Genomic DNA, 14,369 nt, shown 5'->3' on the forward strand with positions numbered 1-14,369 from the left:
GAAAGTAGTTCAAACATAGAAAAAGCAAAAAGTAACAACAAAAATTAGTCAAAAGTCAGAAGAACTGCTCTCTATCGGTGTTGATATCGAGCAGAAAAAGGAAAGATAAAAAGGAACCATTATGACGACTCTAAATATTCAGAACATGACCACGAAAACGTTAACAGCACTAGCCATTAGTTCATTTGCATTTGGTGCTAACGCTTCTATTGAACCACAGCAATGTGAAAACGTTCGCTTCGCTGATGTAGGCTGGACTGACATTACCGCAACAACCGCCGTTACTTCTGAACTATTAAAAGGCCTTGGTTACCAAACCAAAACCGACCTACTTTCAGTACCGGTGACTTACTCTTCAATGGCGAACGGCGATATTGATGTATTCCTAGGTAACTGGATGCCAACCATGGAAGGCGATATTGCTAAGTACCGTGAAGCGGGCACGGTTGAAACCGTTCGTGCCAACCTTGAAGGCGCAAAATACACACTAGCTGTACCAAAATATGTGTACGACTCTGGCGTAAAAAGCTTCGCAGACCTAGCAAAACATGCCGACAAATTTAAAGACCGCATCTACGGCATCGAGCCGGGTAACGACGGTAACCGCTTAATCCAATCAATGATTGATTCTGACGCGTTTGGCTTGAAAGATTTCAGCCTAGTGGAATCAAGTGAAGCGGGCATGGTATCGCAAGTATCTCGCGCTGCTCGTCGTAGCCAGTGGATCGTTTACCTTGGTTGGGCACCGCACCCAATGAACAGCAATGTTGAGATGGAATACCTATCAGGTGGCGACGACTTCTTTGGCCCTAACTACGGTGGCGCGAATGTTTATACTAACGTTCGTTCAAATTACCTGTCTGAGTGTGCAAACGTCGGTCAACTTCTACAAAACCTAGAATTCACTCTAGAGATGGAAAATCAGTTGATGGAAGAGATTCTTAACCAAAAAGTGAAGCCAGAAAAAGCGGCTCAACAATGGTTGAACAATAACCCTCAACAAGTTGAAGCTTGGTTAGACAACGTAAAAACGCATAAAGGTGAATCAGCGACTCAAGCGGTTACTGAATACCTAAAACAAGTTAAAGCTTAGTTCTACCTATCTCAACAGCTACATAAATAATAAAGGTGGGCTTACCAATTTATCGATTGGTTTGAAGTAGCCCGCCCATAATAAAAGGCAATATTGTGAATTTTATTACGGAAAACAAAATCCCTGTCGGACAATGGATGGAAGCGGGTGTTGATTGGCTAACAATCAATGCAGCAGGATTCTTTGACGCTATTTCGATTTTTTTAGAAACCGTCATTATGTTTTTAGTCGATGTATTTAAGTGGATGCCGCCTGCACTGCCAATCGTGATGACTGCTGCGATTGCATGGTACTTACACCGTAAACCTTCGCTGGTGATCTTTGTGGTCGCGGCTTTGCTGACTATTCTTAACCTCGGCTACTGGCAAGAAATGCTGGAAACCTTTGTTCTCGTCTTTGCGGCGACAACGATTTCCGTATTAATTGGCGTACCGGTTGGCATCATGGCTGCGCATCGTCCTTGGCTCTATACGATGTTGCGCCCAATTTTGGATTTAATGCAGACCGTTCCAACGTTTGTGTATCTGATTCCAACTCTGGTTCTATTCGGCTTGGGCATCGTTCCTGGCTTAATCTCGACCATTATTTTCGCGATAGCTGCTCCGATTCGTTTGACCTACTTAGGGGTAACGAAAGTCCCTGAAGAGTTGATTGAAGCGGGTAAAGCCTTTGGTGCAAGTCGCATGAAGTTACTGCTCAAAGTTGAATTACCTGCCGCTCTGCCAAGCATCATGGCGGGTGTAACCCAATGTATTATGTTGTCGCTTTCGATGGTGGTTATCGCCGCTCTTGTCGGTGCTGACGGACTTGGTAAACCGGTTGTTCGTGCATTGAACACAGTGAACATCTCACAAGGTTTTGAAGCCGGATTAGCGATTGTTTTAGTTGCAATCATTCTTGACCGCTTGTGCAAAACACCAAACCAGAAGGAAGCTTAATCATGTCTATCTCTCAAGAACAAAAGCCAATGGACGCGATTGCCATTAAAAACCTTGATGTTGTGTTTGGTAACAAAGCCAATCAAGCGCTTGATCTACTCGACCAAGGTAAAACTCGCCAAGAGATCATTGATGAAACAGGGCAAGTTGTTGGTGTGGATAATGTATCGCTGACGGTGGAAGAAGGCGAGATCTGTGTATTGATGGGTTTGTCTGGTTCTGGTAAATCATCTTTGCTTCGCGCAGTTAACGGTTTGAATGAGATCAGCCGTGGTTCACTAACAATCAAAGACGGTGACCAACAAGTCGATTTAGCACAGTGTGATGAAGCGACTCTGCGTCATCTTCGTACTCACCGCGTATCAATGGTGTTCCAAAAGTTTGCTTTGATGCCATGGCTTAACGTATTAGACAACGTGGCATTTGGTCTTGAAATGCAGGGTGTCGCTAAAGATGTTCGTCGTGCTAAGGCGCGTGAACAATTAGAAATGGTCGGCCTAGCCGAATGGGAAACGAAATTCCCGCATGAGCTTTCTGGTGGTATGCAGCAACGTGTCGGTTTGGCACGAGCGTTTGCCATGGACACTGACATTCTATTGATGGACGAACCGTTCTCAGCGCTTGACCCATTGATTCGAGCTCAACTACAAGATGAACTGATCACGCTGCAAAACAAACTCAACAAGACGATTCTGTTCGTGAGTCACGACCTAGATGAAGCTCTGAAAATTGGCAATAACATTGCGATCATGGAGTCAGGCAAACTGATTCAACACGGTAAACCTGAAGAGATCGTTCTGACGCCGAAAACAGAATATGTGAAGGACTTTGTTGCTCACACCAACCCGTTGAATGTGCTTAAAGGTCGTTCTTTGATGCAGCCTCTTGATTCACTGACGCAAGAGAATGAAAGCTGGAAGATCTGCGATTCTAAAGACCTTTGGATTGAACAGAGTGAAGGTGCTTTATCGGTCAAAGGTGAATCGACTTTGGCGCTTGTCGAGTGGAGCGAGTCAGATGACTTAGCGGCGATCAGCGCGTCGAGTGTCGTGGTCACAAGCCCTGAAATTGGCATGCGTGATGCGATCAAGCTCAAGCAGATCAGTAACCATCCGATTTTGCTGGTTGAAGACAATCAATTGGTTGGGATCTTGGATAATAGCGAGTTCTACAACGCGCTGACAGGTAATTTTCAACTAAATAATGCTGCTTAGTCTTTTGAACTAAAATAGTCAGATATCGAAACATTTAATAGGTAGTGGGGCCATCACAACCTCCCTACCTATTTGACTGCTCTGCTTTTTTATTTGTTAACGACTTCTGGCTTTTTGTTACCTTGTTAGCCGATATAAGAGCGAAAATCGTGACTCATTGAGCAAAAGTGTTGCCCTGCGCAAATTCAGAGGCATAGAAAAGATTGAGAATAGTATGAACATCAGTACAATGCGGAAAAATTAATGACGTAATTTATCAATTTACAGTGTAATTTGAGCGGTCCTGACTCCGATTTCATGAGAGTTCTTCGCTTCGACACTGTAAAACCACTCACAGTATATTAGTACAAAGGTCTGCATCTTGGACAAACATGACGAAATCCTGGTCGCTATTCGACAAATTATTCGCGCTATCGATTTACACTCGAAAAAGCTGAGTAAAGAGTATGGTTTGACTGGCCCTCAATTAATTCTAATGAGAGCAATCCAAGAAATGGGTAATGTGACGATCAAAGAATTGTCGAATCACACCAATGTAAGCCAAGCCACAACCACGACGATCATCGATCGCCTAGAGTTGAATGGTTACGTACAACGTATCCGTAGTGTTGCAGACCGTCGTAAAGTGCATGCGAACTTGACGGAAAAAGGCCAAGAGCTGCTAAACAATGCGCCACCGCCGCTGCAAGATAACTTCGTTAAAAAATTCCAAAACCTAGAACCGTGGGAGCAGAGCCTACTGCTTTCCTCGATGCAACGCGTATCATCAATGATGAACGCAGAAGACATCGATGCTGCCCCAGTGCTACAGCTTGAAGGCATTGCCAACGTTGCCAAGAGCTAGTCAGGAAGATTATTTAATTGTTTTAAAACAATAAATTAGAATAATATTTAGTGGTCGCTTTAAGCGGCCATTTTTGATCTTGTAGCCTCTATCCCTTTGACTATTTCAGTCCAAACTGTCTTCCAATTACTCCTTTCGATTTTAAATTCCCAAGCTTTCTGATTTTTAATTTGTTTAACGTTTATTCACTTATTTCATAAACGCTTTGACGATTCTCTGACAAAATAATACTAGACCGACCGGTTTGTTGTGTATTATTGTGTGCCTCTCCTAACCATGAGGTGATGTATGAAACATGAATTGACGGCAACACAAATGACAGCGACGTTGAAGACTATGCAGGAAGCTTTTGCAGATGACCCGATGCCCACTGTGTCGGTGAGAATAGAACAGTTGCTTGCGCTGAAATCTGCTCTGATCGATTACACAGACCGTTTGTGTGCCGCGGTAAGTGAGGACTATGGTCACCGCAGCCGACAAGATACTTTGATGGCCGACATACTTCCTTGTTTAGGAAATATCGATCACACCATCGAGTGTTTGCCACATTGGTCGACATCTTCAATTCGCCACTCCGGTCCTTTGCTTTCAACTTCTCGTGTTGAAGTGGTTTATCAGCCTAAAGGCGTAGTGGGGATCATTGCCCCGTGGAATTTCCCTATCATGTTATCCGTAGGCCCGCTCATTTCAGCCTTGGCAGCGGGCAATCGCGCCATGATCAAGATGAGTGAATTTACGCCAGAAACCAATCACGTTTTAAGACAACTATTGGATGAAGTCTTCAATGCCAACGAGGTATGTCTTGTTGAGGGCGAGGTTGAAATTGCCGCGGCATTTTCGGCGTTGCCGTTTGATCACCTTCTGTTTACGGGTTCAACCCAAGTGGGTCGCCAAGTGATGAAGTCAGCGGCTGATACGCTAACTCCTGTCACGCTTGAGCTGGGTGGAAAGTCGCCGGTTATCGTGGCTGAAGATATGCCAGTCGATCTTGCTGTTGAGCGAATCATTTATGGTAAGAGCCTAAATAACGGTCAAGTGTGTGTTGCTCCAGATTACGTGCTACTCCCTGAAGAGAAGCTTGAAGCCTTCATTCTTGAGTATAAAAAACAGTACCAATTATTGTTTGATGAAGGGATCTACTCTGAGAGTTTAACCTCGCTCATTAACCCTCGCCAATGTGATCGTATTGTTGGTTTATTGAATGAAGAGCAGGAAGCTGGGACACGAATCGTTGCTTGCCATGACGAAGCGATGGACCTAGATACTCATCGATTGGTGACACATTTGATCGTTGAACCAAGCCTGTCATCCAAAGTGATGAACGAAGAAATTTTCGGCCCATTATTACCCTTGATTACGTATCGCAATATCGAAGAGGCGTTCCAAGTCATCAATAGCAAACCAAGGCCGTTAGCACTCTACCTGATGAGCTTTGATTTGAGTTTACAGGCTCAGGTTAAGCACCAAGTTCACTCCGGTGGCATGTGTATTAATGACTGTGTTTTCCATTTAGCGGTTGATGACGCGCCGTTTGGTGGCATTGGCGAATCAGGCCAGGGCAATTATCACGGTAAAGAAGGGTTTATCACTTTCTCTCACGCTAAAACTGTGTTGGAAACAGGTTTAGATCACCGCGTTAAGCATCTGTTTTCAAAAGAAGACAACGAATTAAAAACCGCAGTGATGGGCATGCTTGGCCAGTAAATCACTGTTGGTATGACACTGTTTATTTTTCAAAAAGTTATTTTCACGAAATTATTTTAAGAGGTTACTTTTATGTTGGAACGTTTTTTTGAACGTACGATCAAATCGTATTTGATGATTACAGGTTTCTTAACGGCGACGGCTTTTTCCACTTTCCTAGCGCCTGATTGGAGTATGCAGACGCTGTTCTCGTACAACGATACCATGATGGAAAACAAAGAGTATTTGCTCGGTACTTATCAACACTGGGGTGTGGTGGTTGGCTGTATTGGTGTGTTGTTGATGTTCTCGGCGAAGTACAAATCGCTGCGTACCTCAACCATGATTTACAGCGCATTTGAGAAGTCGATGTTTGTTGGCATCTTCTTATACAACGTGTGTATCAACGATTATGAGTGGTTCTATGGCTGGAGCGGCGTGTTTGCGCTCGATGGATTTGTGACCGTTTATTCTTTGGTTTATCTGTACTACTACCTCACTAGAGATAAGAGTAAGGTCCCAGCTTACCTTCGTTAATCGTTAACCGTTTGTGAGTTGCTCAGGGTGAGTCAATGACACTTCTTTAATGATCAATAGCTTACTTATGATTACAGCCCGCATTTGCGGGCTTTTTTCGTTTTGGGGCAATGATCCATAAAGATCTTAATTGACAGATCTTTGACATTTACGCTCTAGACCGACCGGTTTGTTTTGGTTATTGTTTAGTCATCAACTAGAAATGAGGTAAACACCATGACAGCCAATAATTTTAATTTTCAACTGAAAACCATTGTTCACGCTCAGGAGAACGGTATCGAAAATATTCCGTCTCTGTTTGCTCGATTGGGTGCGAAGCGAGTCGTGCTTTTTTCTGATAAGGGCTTGGAATCGTTGGGCTTTGTTGAGCAATTCTCGGCACTGTTTGTTAATCCGGAAGCTAGCCAAGATGCTGCGCAACTCGTCGGCGTGTATACCGACATTGCTCCGGATGCGACGTGCGACAACATTAACTCTGCAATTGAGTTTGCGAACAACTTGAATGCAGACGCTATTTTGTCAGTCGGTGGCGGTAGTGTGATTGATGCTTCGAAAGGCGTGAAATACGCACTTCATAAACAGATTGATGATATCCGCACTGTGATTGCCGGCGGTGGCTTTATGGAAGTGTGGCCAAATAACGAAGACATTCGAGTGCCTCACATTGCGGTACCAACAACAGCAGGCACGGGCGCAGAAGCTTCTCCGATTGCTGTTTTTTACAACGAGCATGAAAACATTAAGGCAAGTTTGGTTGCGTCTGGTTTAGAAGCTGACATTGCGATTCTTGATCCAACGGTTACGACTAAATTACCCGCTCACCTTACTCGTTCCACTGCGATGGATGCACTTACACATGCGGTTGAAGCGATTGTTTCGCCAATGAGCAACTCTTTTACCGATGCTTACGGTATCCAAGCGGCAAAATTGATTGTTGAAAACTTACCCGTGGCACTTGAGGAACCTGAAAATCTCACGGCACGCGGCAATCTTCTTCAAGCTAGCACCATGGCAATCTCTGCGTTCTACTCTTCATTGGGCGGTATCCCAATCCACAACTGTGCTCATGCCTTTGGTGCGATTAGCCATATCCCTCATGGCGACGCCAACACGGTATTGATGCCGGTAGTGATTGAAGCTTTGCCTGAATTCTATATGCCAAACGCATTCAAATTAGCCCAAGCGTTCTCGGTTGATTGCACAGGTACCGACGAGATGGTTTACCAGAGAGTGTTGGGCTTTTTAAACGATTTCCAAACTCGTGTCGGAGCGATGAAGCGCTTTAGTAGCTGGGAGTTTGATGATAATGAGAAGGTCAATATTGCCGAAGCAATTGAAAAAGATATTTGCTTCCAGTTTTACCCAATTTCAAAGCAAGTGATTGAACAGATTATAGAAAAATCCATCTAGTTAGTTGCTGAGAAGATTTAGTCATTAATTGTACACCGAGGACTCACCATGAAGATTGAAAACGTATTGCTGTCTAGCTTGTGCATTATCGCGCCATTCCTGATTTTCACCTAATCCATTCAACAGGGACGTTGTGACTTTTATTCCCGAGGAGGAAATAAATGATCAATAAACGTTTAACTACCGTGATTCTGACTGGTGTTTTGGCTGCTGTGTTTTTTGCCAAAGCAAGCGTTGGAAGCGAAAGCTCTAAGAACCTGGCCACTATGGTTCAATCGCAGCAGCATCAAGATGTCGTGCAACTGTTGGATCAAGCTTACCAAGGGCAATTGGATGCCCAGCTCTCTGTCGCTTATTTATATCTGAGCGGAGAGGGCGTCGAGCAGAACGATGATAAAGCTGCTCAATGGTTCGAGACCGCCGCGAGTAAAGGTAGCCCTGAAGCTCAAACTCAGCTTGGCCTGATGTATTTCTCTGGAAGTGGCGTTGAAGTGAGCCAAGCGGAAGCTGTCACCTGGATTGGTATGGCAGCAGCTCAAGAGTATGACCCTGCGCTCGACTTATTACATTGGATGTCGCAAGCCGCGCATTAATTCAAATCTTAACTCAGGTTACTCACAGAAAAAGTTACTCGCAGAAAAGTTAATTACTGAAACAAGTTAATCACAGAAATTGGAGAACGTCTTATGCAGACATTCAAGAAATCTTTAGTCTTCACTGCAATGGCTGCGGCAAGCAGTGCTGCTCTTGCGGCTGAATCAGAAAAACCGAATATTGTTGTTATTGTTGGCGATGATGTGGGCTTTGCCGATACACAGCCTTATGGCTCAGAAGCGGATACCCCAAACCTAATGGCGCTGGCTGAAGAGGGGGTTAAGTTTACTAACTTTCACGCGTCACCAACCTCATCGGTAACGCGCTCTATGATGCTAACCGGAGCAAACAGTCACGAGGTTGGGCTAGGCACCTTTGATTATGCCGTCTATCCGGGCGCTATTGGTAAGCAGGGTTATAAAGGTTACCTCACTAAGAAAGGTGTTACGGTCGCCACGTTGCTTGAAGAGAGCGGCTATAACACTTACCTCTCTGGTAAATGGCATTTGGGGCACGAGGATGGCTTCCTACCTGATGATCGAGGTTTTGGTGAGAGTTATGGTATTTTAGCGGGCGGTTCGAATCACTTTAACCGAGATATGATGTTCCGAGCCAAAAACGCTGCGACAGCGGATGCGCTGCAAAAAGGCGATATTCCCGGTGTTGAAGTTGAGCCAACTTACCGCAACGGTGAAGTGGTTGAGGATAAATACAAAGGCGAATACTCAGACCAAGTTTACACCAACGAGATCATCAAGATGATCGACAGCAAAAAAGACGACGGCAAGCCTTTCTTCGCTTACGTCCCATTCACCGGTATTCACCTGCCACTGCAAGCGCCTGAGTCTGCCTATCAAGATAAAGTCGATTACTACGTTGAACATGGTTGGGACTCGGTTCGAGAAGATCGTTTCCAACGCATGAAAGAGATGGGCGTGATTCCTAAAGAGGCTGATATCTCAGGACGTAATTCATTAAGCCGCCCTTGGGACTCGCTTTCTGAGAAAGAACAAAAGTGGTACGGCAAGAAAATGGCTGTCGCAATGGGCATGATGGAGATGCAGGACCAACAAGTCGGTCAGATAGTCGATTATCTGAAAGAAATCGGGGAATACGATAATACCTACATCATGTATCTAGCGGATAACGGCCCAGAAGCGGCGGATATTACCGGTGAAAACATCAGTGACCTGATCCGAACGTGGACCGCTCATCATTTCGATAATTCGACCGAAAACTTAGGTAAGGCGAACTCCAGTGTGTCACTTGGTCCTGAGTGGGCAAGCGCTTCAACCGGCGGCCTATCTTGGTACAAAGCTTACACAGCAGAGGGCGGCATCCGTGTGCCGTTTATCGTTAAGCCAGCCAAAGCGCTTTTAGAAGGTGGAGATGCGTTGCAACCGGGAACTCAAACAGACGACTTATCACAAGTGAAAGACATTGCAGCCACGATTCTTGAAATTGCAGAGGTAGAGCATCCAGGAACGGAATATCAAGGTCGAGAAGTCGCGCCGATGAGTGGTGTGAGCTTGTTGCCTTACTTCAAAGGTGAAACGGCAGAGGTGCACAGTGCCGATAATGCGATTCCATTTGAATTGTTTGGTAGCGGGATTTTGCTAAAAGGTGATTACAAGATCATTCGAATCTCTACCGGTATGGGCGGTGACAGTGAATGGCACTTATACAACACCAAGAAAGACCCTGCTGAGCAACATGACTTGAGAAATCAAATGCCAGATCTGTTCCTTGAAATGGTCGCTGAATATCAAGAGTACGAAAAAGCGCAAAACATCGTCCCGGTTGACGAAGCGTGGAATCCGTTTGAAAACGTGAAATAGAGGAAATGAACCACTCGGCCAACCTAATGCCATTAAGCTTGGTTGGTCGATGAACACCGTGTAAAGGAATTACGAATTGTTTTGGCTAATACAATAACTTTTACATCGAGGCACTCTTCATGACGACATTATCGCTATCAAACTTGAGTTCAATTCCACAGTTCAATGGCAAAGCACACAGCAAGCTTCAAGCGCTAGCAAAACCGATTGGGGCGGTGTGTAATATCAGCTTCACCTACTGCTATTATTTAGAAAAACAGCAGCTGCTTGAATACCCAAAAGGCTCTCAATATACGATGGATGAAGTCCTGTTAGAGCGTTATATCAAACAGTACATAGAGGGGCAGAACACGCCTGAAATCATCTTTTCTTGGCATGCTGGAGAGCCTACCTTGTTGGGGATTGAGTACTTTCAAAAGGTCGTCGAGCTGCAGAAAAATATTGTCCCAACCACAGTAAGATCAGCAATGACCTTCAAACCAACGGAACGTTATTGAATGATGCGTGGTGCGAGTTCTTCAAGAACAATGACTTTATCATTGGCGTCAGTATTGATGGACCAGAGCACCTACATAATCACTACCGAACTAACCGTGCAGGCAAAGGCACTTTTTCTCAAACAATGCGTGGCATTCGCTACTTGAAACAACATAACGTCGAGTTCGCGACTCTAAGCTGCGTGAATGATGTGACAGGTAAGTATCCATTAGAGGTCTATCGCTTTCTACGCGATGAAGTGGGTTCGAAGCAATTGCAGTTTATTCCTGTGGTCGATAAGCGTGAGGCTCATACCAACAATAAATGGTTGAGCAACCAACAAGCGATCATTCCTGTATCAGGTGAGGTTGAACCGTGGAGTGTCGGCTCTGCGCAATGGGGAGAGTTCCTCACTACCATTTTTGATGAGTGGTTCGAACACGATTTTGGTCGAGTGTTAGTGCCGTACTTTGAAAATTTTGTCGGTGTATGGATGGGCAGAGAAAGCACCATGTGCACGCTGAGTGAGATCTGCGGCAAAGGTTTAGCGGTTGAGCCCAATGGCGATGTGTACTCATGTGATCATTATGTCTTTCCTGAATTTCAGTTAGGTAATATTCAGGAACAAGCACTTTCAACTTTAGCCTTTTCGCCAAAGCAGCAGCGTTTTGGGTTCGCCAAACAAAAGTCTCTGCCGAAACAATGCCAAGCCTGTGAGTTTAAATTTGCATGTCATGGCGAATGCCCTAAAAACCGTATCATCACAAGCCGAGATGGTGAGGCGGGGTTAAATTATCTCTGTGAAGGTTGGCTGAGCTTCTTCAAGCATATCGACCCGGTTATTAAGGGCTTACTCAAAGCCAATAATATTGCGTCTCGTCTGGGGTAGCGGAGTAGGCGTGAATGGATTCAATCAAGATTTAAGTTAGATAGAAGGCTCGCTAAATTGTGCGAGCCTTTTGGTTTTTGGTTTTTGGTTTTTGGTTACGGGGGTATTTAGTCAGCCGATTCTTGTGCCGAGATCATGGCAAGAATGGTCTCATCCATGGCATTGTTTAGAATCGAACGATTGCGCTGCATAGCGGCCATAAGCGTTGAGCCTAGCCATAAGCCATAAAGCGTGCGAGATAGCGATTCTGGCTCTGCGATAGTGAAATCACCAGCCTCATTGCCTTCTTCAAACAGCTTCGCCATACGCAGGATGATCTTTTCTGCGCCTTCTGCCATGGTCGATTGCAACGGGTTTTCAGAACCAGCTACTTCTCCCGCCAGTTTTACGACAAGACATTGGATATTGAAGTCTTCAGTCAGTTTCGATGCACACCAAAACTCGAAATAGGCTTTAACGCGATCACGACGAGAAAGCGATTCATCACTTAAAAAGTCATCCAGCTTAGCGAGATGCTCATCAAAGTAGTTAGTAAGAAGGACCTCACCAAAGTGCTCTTTGGATTTAAAGTAGTGGTAAAAAGAACCCTTCGTGCCTTCCGCTTGGTTGATGATTTTCATCAGGCCAACACCAGCAAACCCGTGTTCATTAATAAGGCTAAACCCTGCATCGAGCATAGCTTGTCGCATGTCTTTCATTGTTCTTACTCTTTATGCTGAGAATGAGGAATAGTGTAACGAGCAACATACCAACCGTCCAGTCTAGCGCGTTAGGACACGGTCAATAATTGACTCGTTTCGTCAAATTGATTTTTCTCTTGCTTACACTTCTAAGCGATAAAACTTTTTTCAAGATAAGCGCATGCTATAAAACGAAAATAACAACCTTATAGGGCTTGTTTGGTGCCTTAAAATGGCTAAATTGGGGTGTTTTAAGTTGCTGTTTTTGTTGGTTTTTAATTTGGTGTTTTCTTGAGATCGCAATGATAGTCTTAGATTAATTTCTTTAGGGGGCTAAATGGACACCAATAACAGCACTTATCATCACCACAATTTTGCTCAGCAAGACTTATCAGAGCTTACATTTACAGCCTGTACGTTTATCCGTTGTGATTTCAGACGTTCGAACTTACGTGATGCAACGTTTATTAACTGTAAGTTTATCGAACAAGGCGATATTGAGGGATGCCACTTCGATGTTGCAGATTTGCGTGATGCAAGTTTTCAGAACTGTCAGTTGGCGATGGCGAATTTTAGCAACGCGAATTGCTACGGTATTGAGTTACGTGATTGTGACCTGAAAGGGGCGAACTTTACTCGCGCTAACTTTGCCAATCAGGTAAGCAATAGAATGTACTTTTGCTCTGCGTATATTACGGGCTGTAATCTGTCATACGCCAATTTTGAACAAGCTTGTTTAGAGAAGTGTGAGCTGTTTGAGAACCGTTGGATAGGCACTTACCTTGGCGGCGCGTCACTGAAAGAGTCTGATCTCAGCCGAGGTGTGTTCTCGGAAGATGTATGGGGGCAATTCAGTATGCAAGGTGCTAATTTATGCCATGCTGAATTAGAAGGGTTAGATCCTCGCAAGGTAGACACATCGGGGATTAAAATCGTTGCTTGGCAGCAAGAGCAACTGCTTGAAACCATGGGTATTGTGGTCATGCCCGATTGATAGCTGTAATTTCCAACGGCAGGCTATTTGGAATATGTAAGATTTCGCTATAGAAGAAAAGCCCAAAGCTAATAACTTTGGGCTTTTCCGTATTTGGTCGCATGCATTTTATAATGATGTTTAGAAAAGAGAATGCTTGGCGAATATAGGGTTGATTAATGCATACCTGAACGCATTTTGTCGGCGAGCGCAAAGAAGACAAAAACGACGAAACAGACTAGAGCAGCACACAGTGAAGTTAAGATGGTTGTGGCGTCTTTTGAAATCAATGGAATGGTGATAGAAGCTAGCGCTATCAACATAACAAGGATATGAACAATTCGACCCGGAATTGAATTTTTATGACAGAATGAAGCCCAGAGGTAACGCATTTTCAACACCAGTATAAAATTAGTGGTTTTATTCTATTTTCTTAGTGAGTATTTTGTAAATAACAATTGGTTACAATTGGTTGTAAATATGATCTAAGTCGAATTAGTATTAAACCAGTTAAATAACAGCAGTTTATTGATCTTTTATTGAATTTTAACTTTCAAAATGAACATCATAATATTCCGTATTCTTTGGAATGCTAAGTCAAATATTATTCGAATTTTTGTTTTTTGACTTAAGATCTCATTTATTGAGTGTTCTGTTAAGAGACCGTTTGCGTACAGGTATTGGTGGCGTAACTATCAAGCGAATTAGAGTCATCCTAGAGCCTGTTATTCGTTTTATGTTATTTATCAAAGTGACTCCTCAAATTGAGAGCGAAGTAATCTTGTGAATTTTTCGGTTTGATATACTCAATATTCATTCGATAAAGATGATGGAGATGATATGTCGAAAACCGCGAAGATCATTAATGAAGATAAGCTGGTAAAAAAAGCAGTTGAAGTCGGTTTTAAGATGGCTAAGCTACAAGGTTTTGATTTGCCAAATTCATCCCAACCGATAAAGGTTAAAGCGGTGTACTTGTTCCTTGTTGAAGTCAATCAGATCACACCTCTCCCTGAGAGCAAGCTTGATGGTGCGAACATCAAGAAGCGTTTAGCACTCTGGCTTCATAATGCACTTCCTGACAATGACCCTTTGAAGTAAACTTGTATTACCTCATTTTTTATATTTGAAACCTAGCGATTTTTCGCTGGGTTTTTTGCTTTATGGAGCAGTAAAAATAGGTTCATCGCGGATTAGCG

Annotated in this window: 13 protein-coding genes and 1 pseudogene; 12 read left to right on the forward strand and 2 right to left on the reverse strand. The window is 43.9% G+C overall.

Going from position 1 to position 14,369, the window contains the following annotated elements; genetic code table 11:
- Positions 1-121: 121 nt before the first annotated feature.
- The 10 genes and pseudogenes from AB4585_RS10370 to AB4585_RS10415 all read left to right on the forward strand — a co-directional run bounded on the left by AB4585_RS10370 (position 122) and on the right by AB4585_RS10415 (position 11,517).
- The gene (locus tag AB4585_RS10370) at positions 122-1,093 is read left to right on the forward strand and encodes a choline ABC transporter substrate-binding protein (RefSeq protein WP_229647607.1); all 972 of its coding nucleotides are present in this window, start codon (positions 122-124) and stop codon (positions 1,091-1,093) included.
- A 95-nt stretch (positions 1,094-1,188) separates the two neighbouring features.
- Entirely contained in the window at positions 1,189-2,031 is an 843-nt protein-coding gene (gene choW, locus AB4585_RS10375) for a choline ABC transporter permease subunit (RefSeq protein ID WP_060980753.1), read from the forward strand.
- Positions 2,032-2,033: 2 nt separating this feature from the next.
- Complete coding sequence (choV, locus tag AB4585_RS10380) at positions 2,034-3,245, forward strand: choline ABC transporter ATP-binding protein (protein ID WP_371714243.1); 1,212 nt, start codon at positions 2,034-2,036, stop codon at positions 3,243-3,245.
- Between the two features lie 361 nt (positions 3,246-3,606).
- Positions 3,607-4,089, forward strand: a complete 483-nt coding sequence (locus AB4585_RS10385) for a MarR family winged helix-turn-helix transcriptional regulator (protein ID WP_017632044.1) — start codon at positions 3,607-3,609, stop codon at positions 4,087-4,089.
- A gap of 288 nt (positions 4,090-4,377) precedes the next feature.
- The gene (locus AB4585_RS10390; RefSeq protein ID WP_372155135.1) at positions 4,378-5,793 is read left to right on the forward strand and encodes a coniferyl aldehyde dehydrogenase; all 1,416 of its coding nucleotides are present in this window, start codon (positions 4,378-4,380) and stop codon (positions 5,791-5,793) included.
- A gap of 72 nt (positions 5,794-5,865) precedes the next feature.
- Positions 5,866-6,309 carry a hypothetical protein gene (locus tag AB4585_RS10395; protein WP_372155137.1) on the forward strand — a complete coding sequence of 148 codons (444 nt, stop codon included), beginning with the start codon at positions 5,866-5,868 and terminating at the stop codon, positions 6,307-6,309.
- 216 nt (positions 6,310-6,525) lie between these two features.
- On the forward strand, positions 6,526-7,719 hold the full coding sequence (locus AB4585_RS10400; protein ID WP_371714240.1) for an iron-containing alcohol dehydrogenase: 1,194 nt from the start codon (positions 6,526-6,528) through the stop codon (positions 7,717-7,719).
- A gap of 161 nt (positions 7,720-7,880) precedes the next feature.
- Complete coding sequence (locus AB4585_RS10405; RefSeq protein ID WP_372155139.1) at positions 7,881-8,312, forward strand: tetratricopeptide repeat protein; 432 nt, start codon at positions 7,881-7,883, stop codon at positions 8,310-8,312.
- Between the two features lie 93 nt (positions 8,313-8,405).
- Positions 8,406-10,151: an arylsulfatase gene (locus AB4585_RS10410; RefSeq protein ID WP_372169756.1), complete on the forward strand. Its 1,746-nt coding sequence runs from the start codon at positions 8,406-8,408 to the stop codon at positions 10,149-10,151.
- Positions 10,152-10,270: 119 nt separating this feature from the next.
- Positions 10,271-11,517, forward strand: a pseudogene (locus AB4585_RS10415) (anaerobic sulfatase maturase).
- A 107-nt stretch (positions 11,518-11,624) separates the two neighbouring features.
- Here AB4585_RS10415 and AB4585_RS10420 read toward each other — a convergent pair.
- On the reverse strand, positions 11,625-12,215 hold the full coding sequence (locus AB4585_RS10420) for a TetR/AcrR family transcriptional regulator (protein WP_372155143.1): 591 nt from the start codon (positions 12,213-12,215) through the stop codon (positions 11,625-11,627).
- 319 nt (positions 12,216-12,534) lie between these two features.
- On the opposite strand from AB4585_RS10420, the gene AB4585_RS10425 reads away from it, so the two are divergent.
- Positions 12,535-13,191 carry a QnrS family quinolone resistance pentapeptide repeat protein gene (locus AB4585_RS10425; RefSeq protein WP_372155145.1) on the forward strand — a complete coding sequence of 219 codons (657 nt, stop codon included), beginning with the start codon at positions 12,535-12,537 and terminating at the stop codon, positions 13,189-13,191.
- A gap of 155 nt (positions 13,192-13,346) precedes the next feature.
- Here the strand turns inward: AB4585_RS10425 and AB4585_RS10430 are convergent, their stop codons facing one another.
- Positions 13,347-13,562: a hypothetical protein gene (locus AB4585_RS10430; protein WP_372169758.1), complete on the reverse strand. Its 216-nt coding sequence runs from the start codon at positions 13,560-13,562 to the stop codon at positions 13,347-13,349.
- A 448-nt stretch (positions 13,563-14,010) separates the two neighbouring features.
- Between AB4585_RS10430 and AB4585_RS10435 the strand changes: the two genes are divergently transcribed.
- Positions 14,011-14,271 carry a DUF5062 family protein gene (locus AB4585_RS10435; protein ID WP_065677671.1) on the forward strand — a complete coding sequence of 87 codons (261 nt, stop codon included), beginning with the start codon at positions 14,011-14,013 and terminating at the stop codon, positions 14,269-14,271.
- The last annotated feature ends 98 nt before the right edge of the window (positions 14,272-14,369 follow it).

The sequence above is a fragment of the Vibrio sp. 10N.222.49.C9 genome, assembly GCF_041474985.1.
In the GTDB taxonomy this organism is placed as follows: Bacteria; Pseudomonadota; Gammaproteobacteria; order Enterobacterales; family Vibrionaceae; genus Vibrio; species Vibrio crassostreae_C.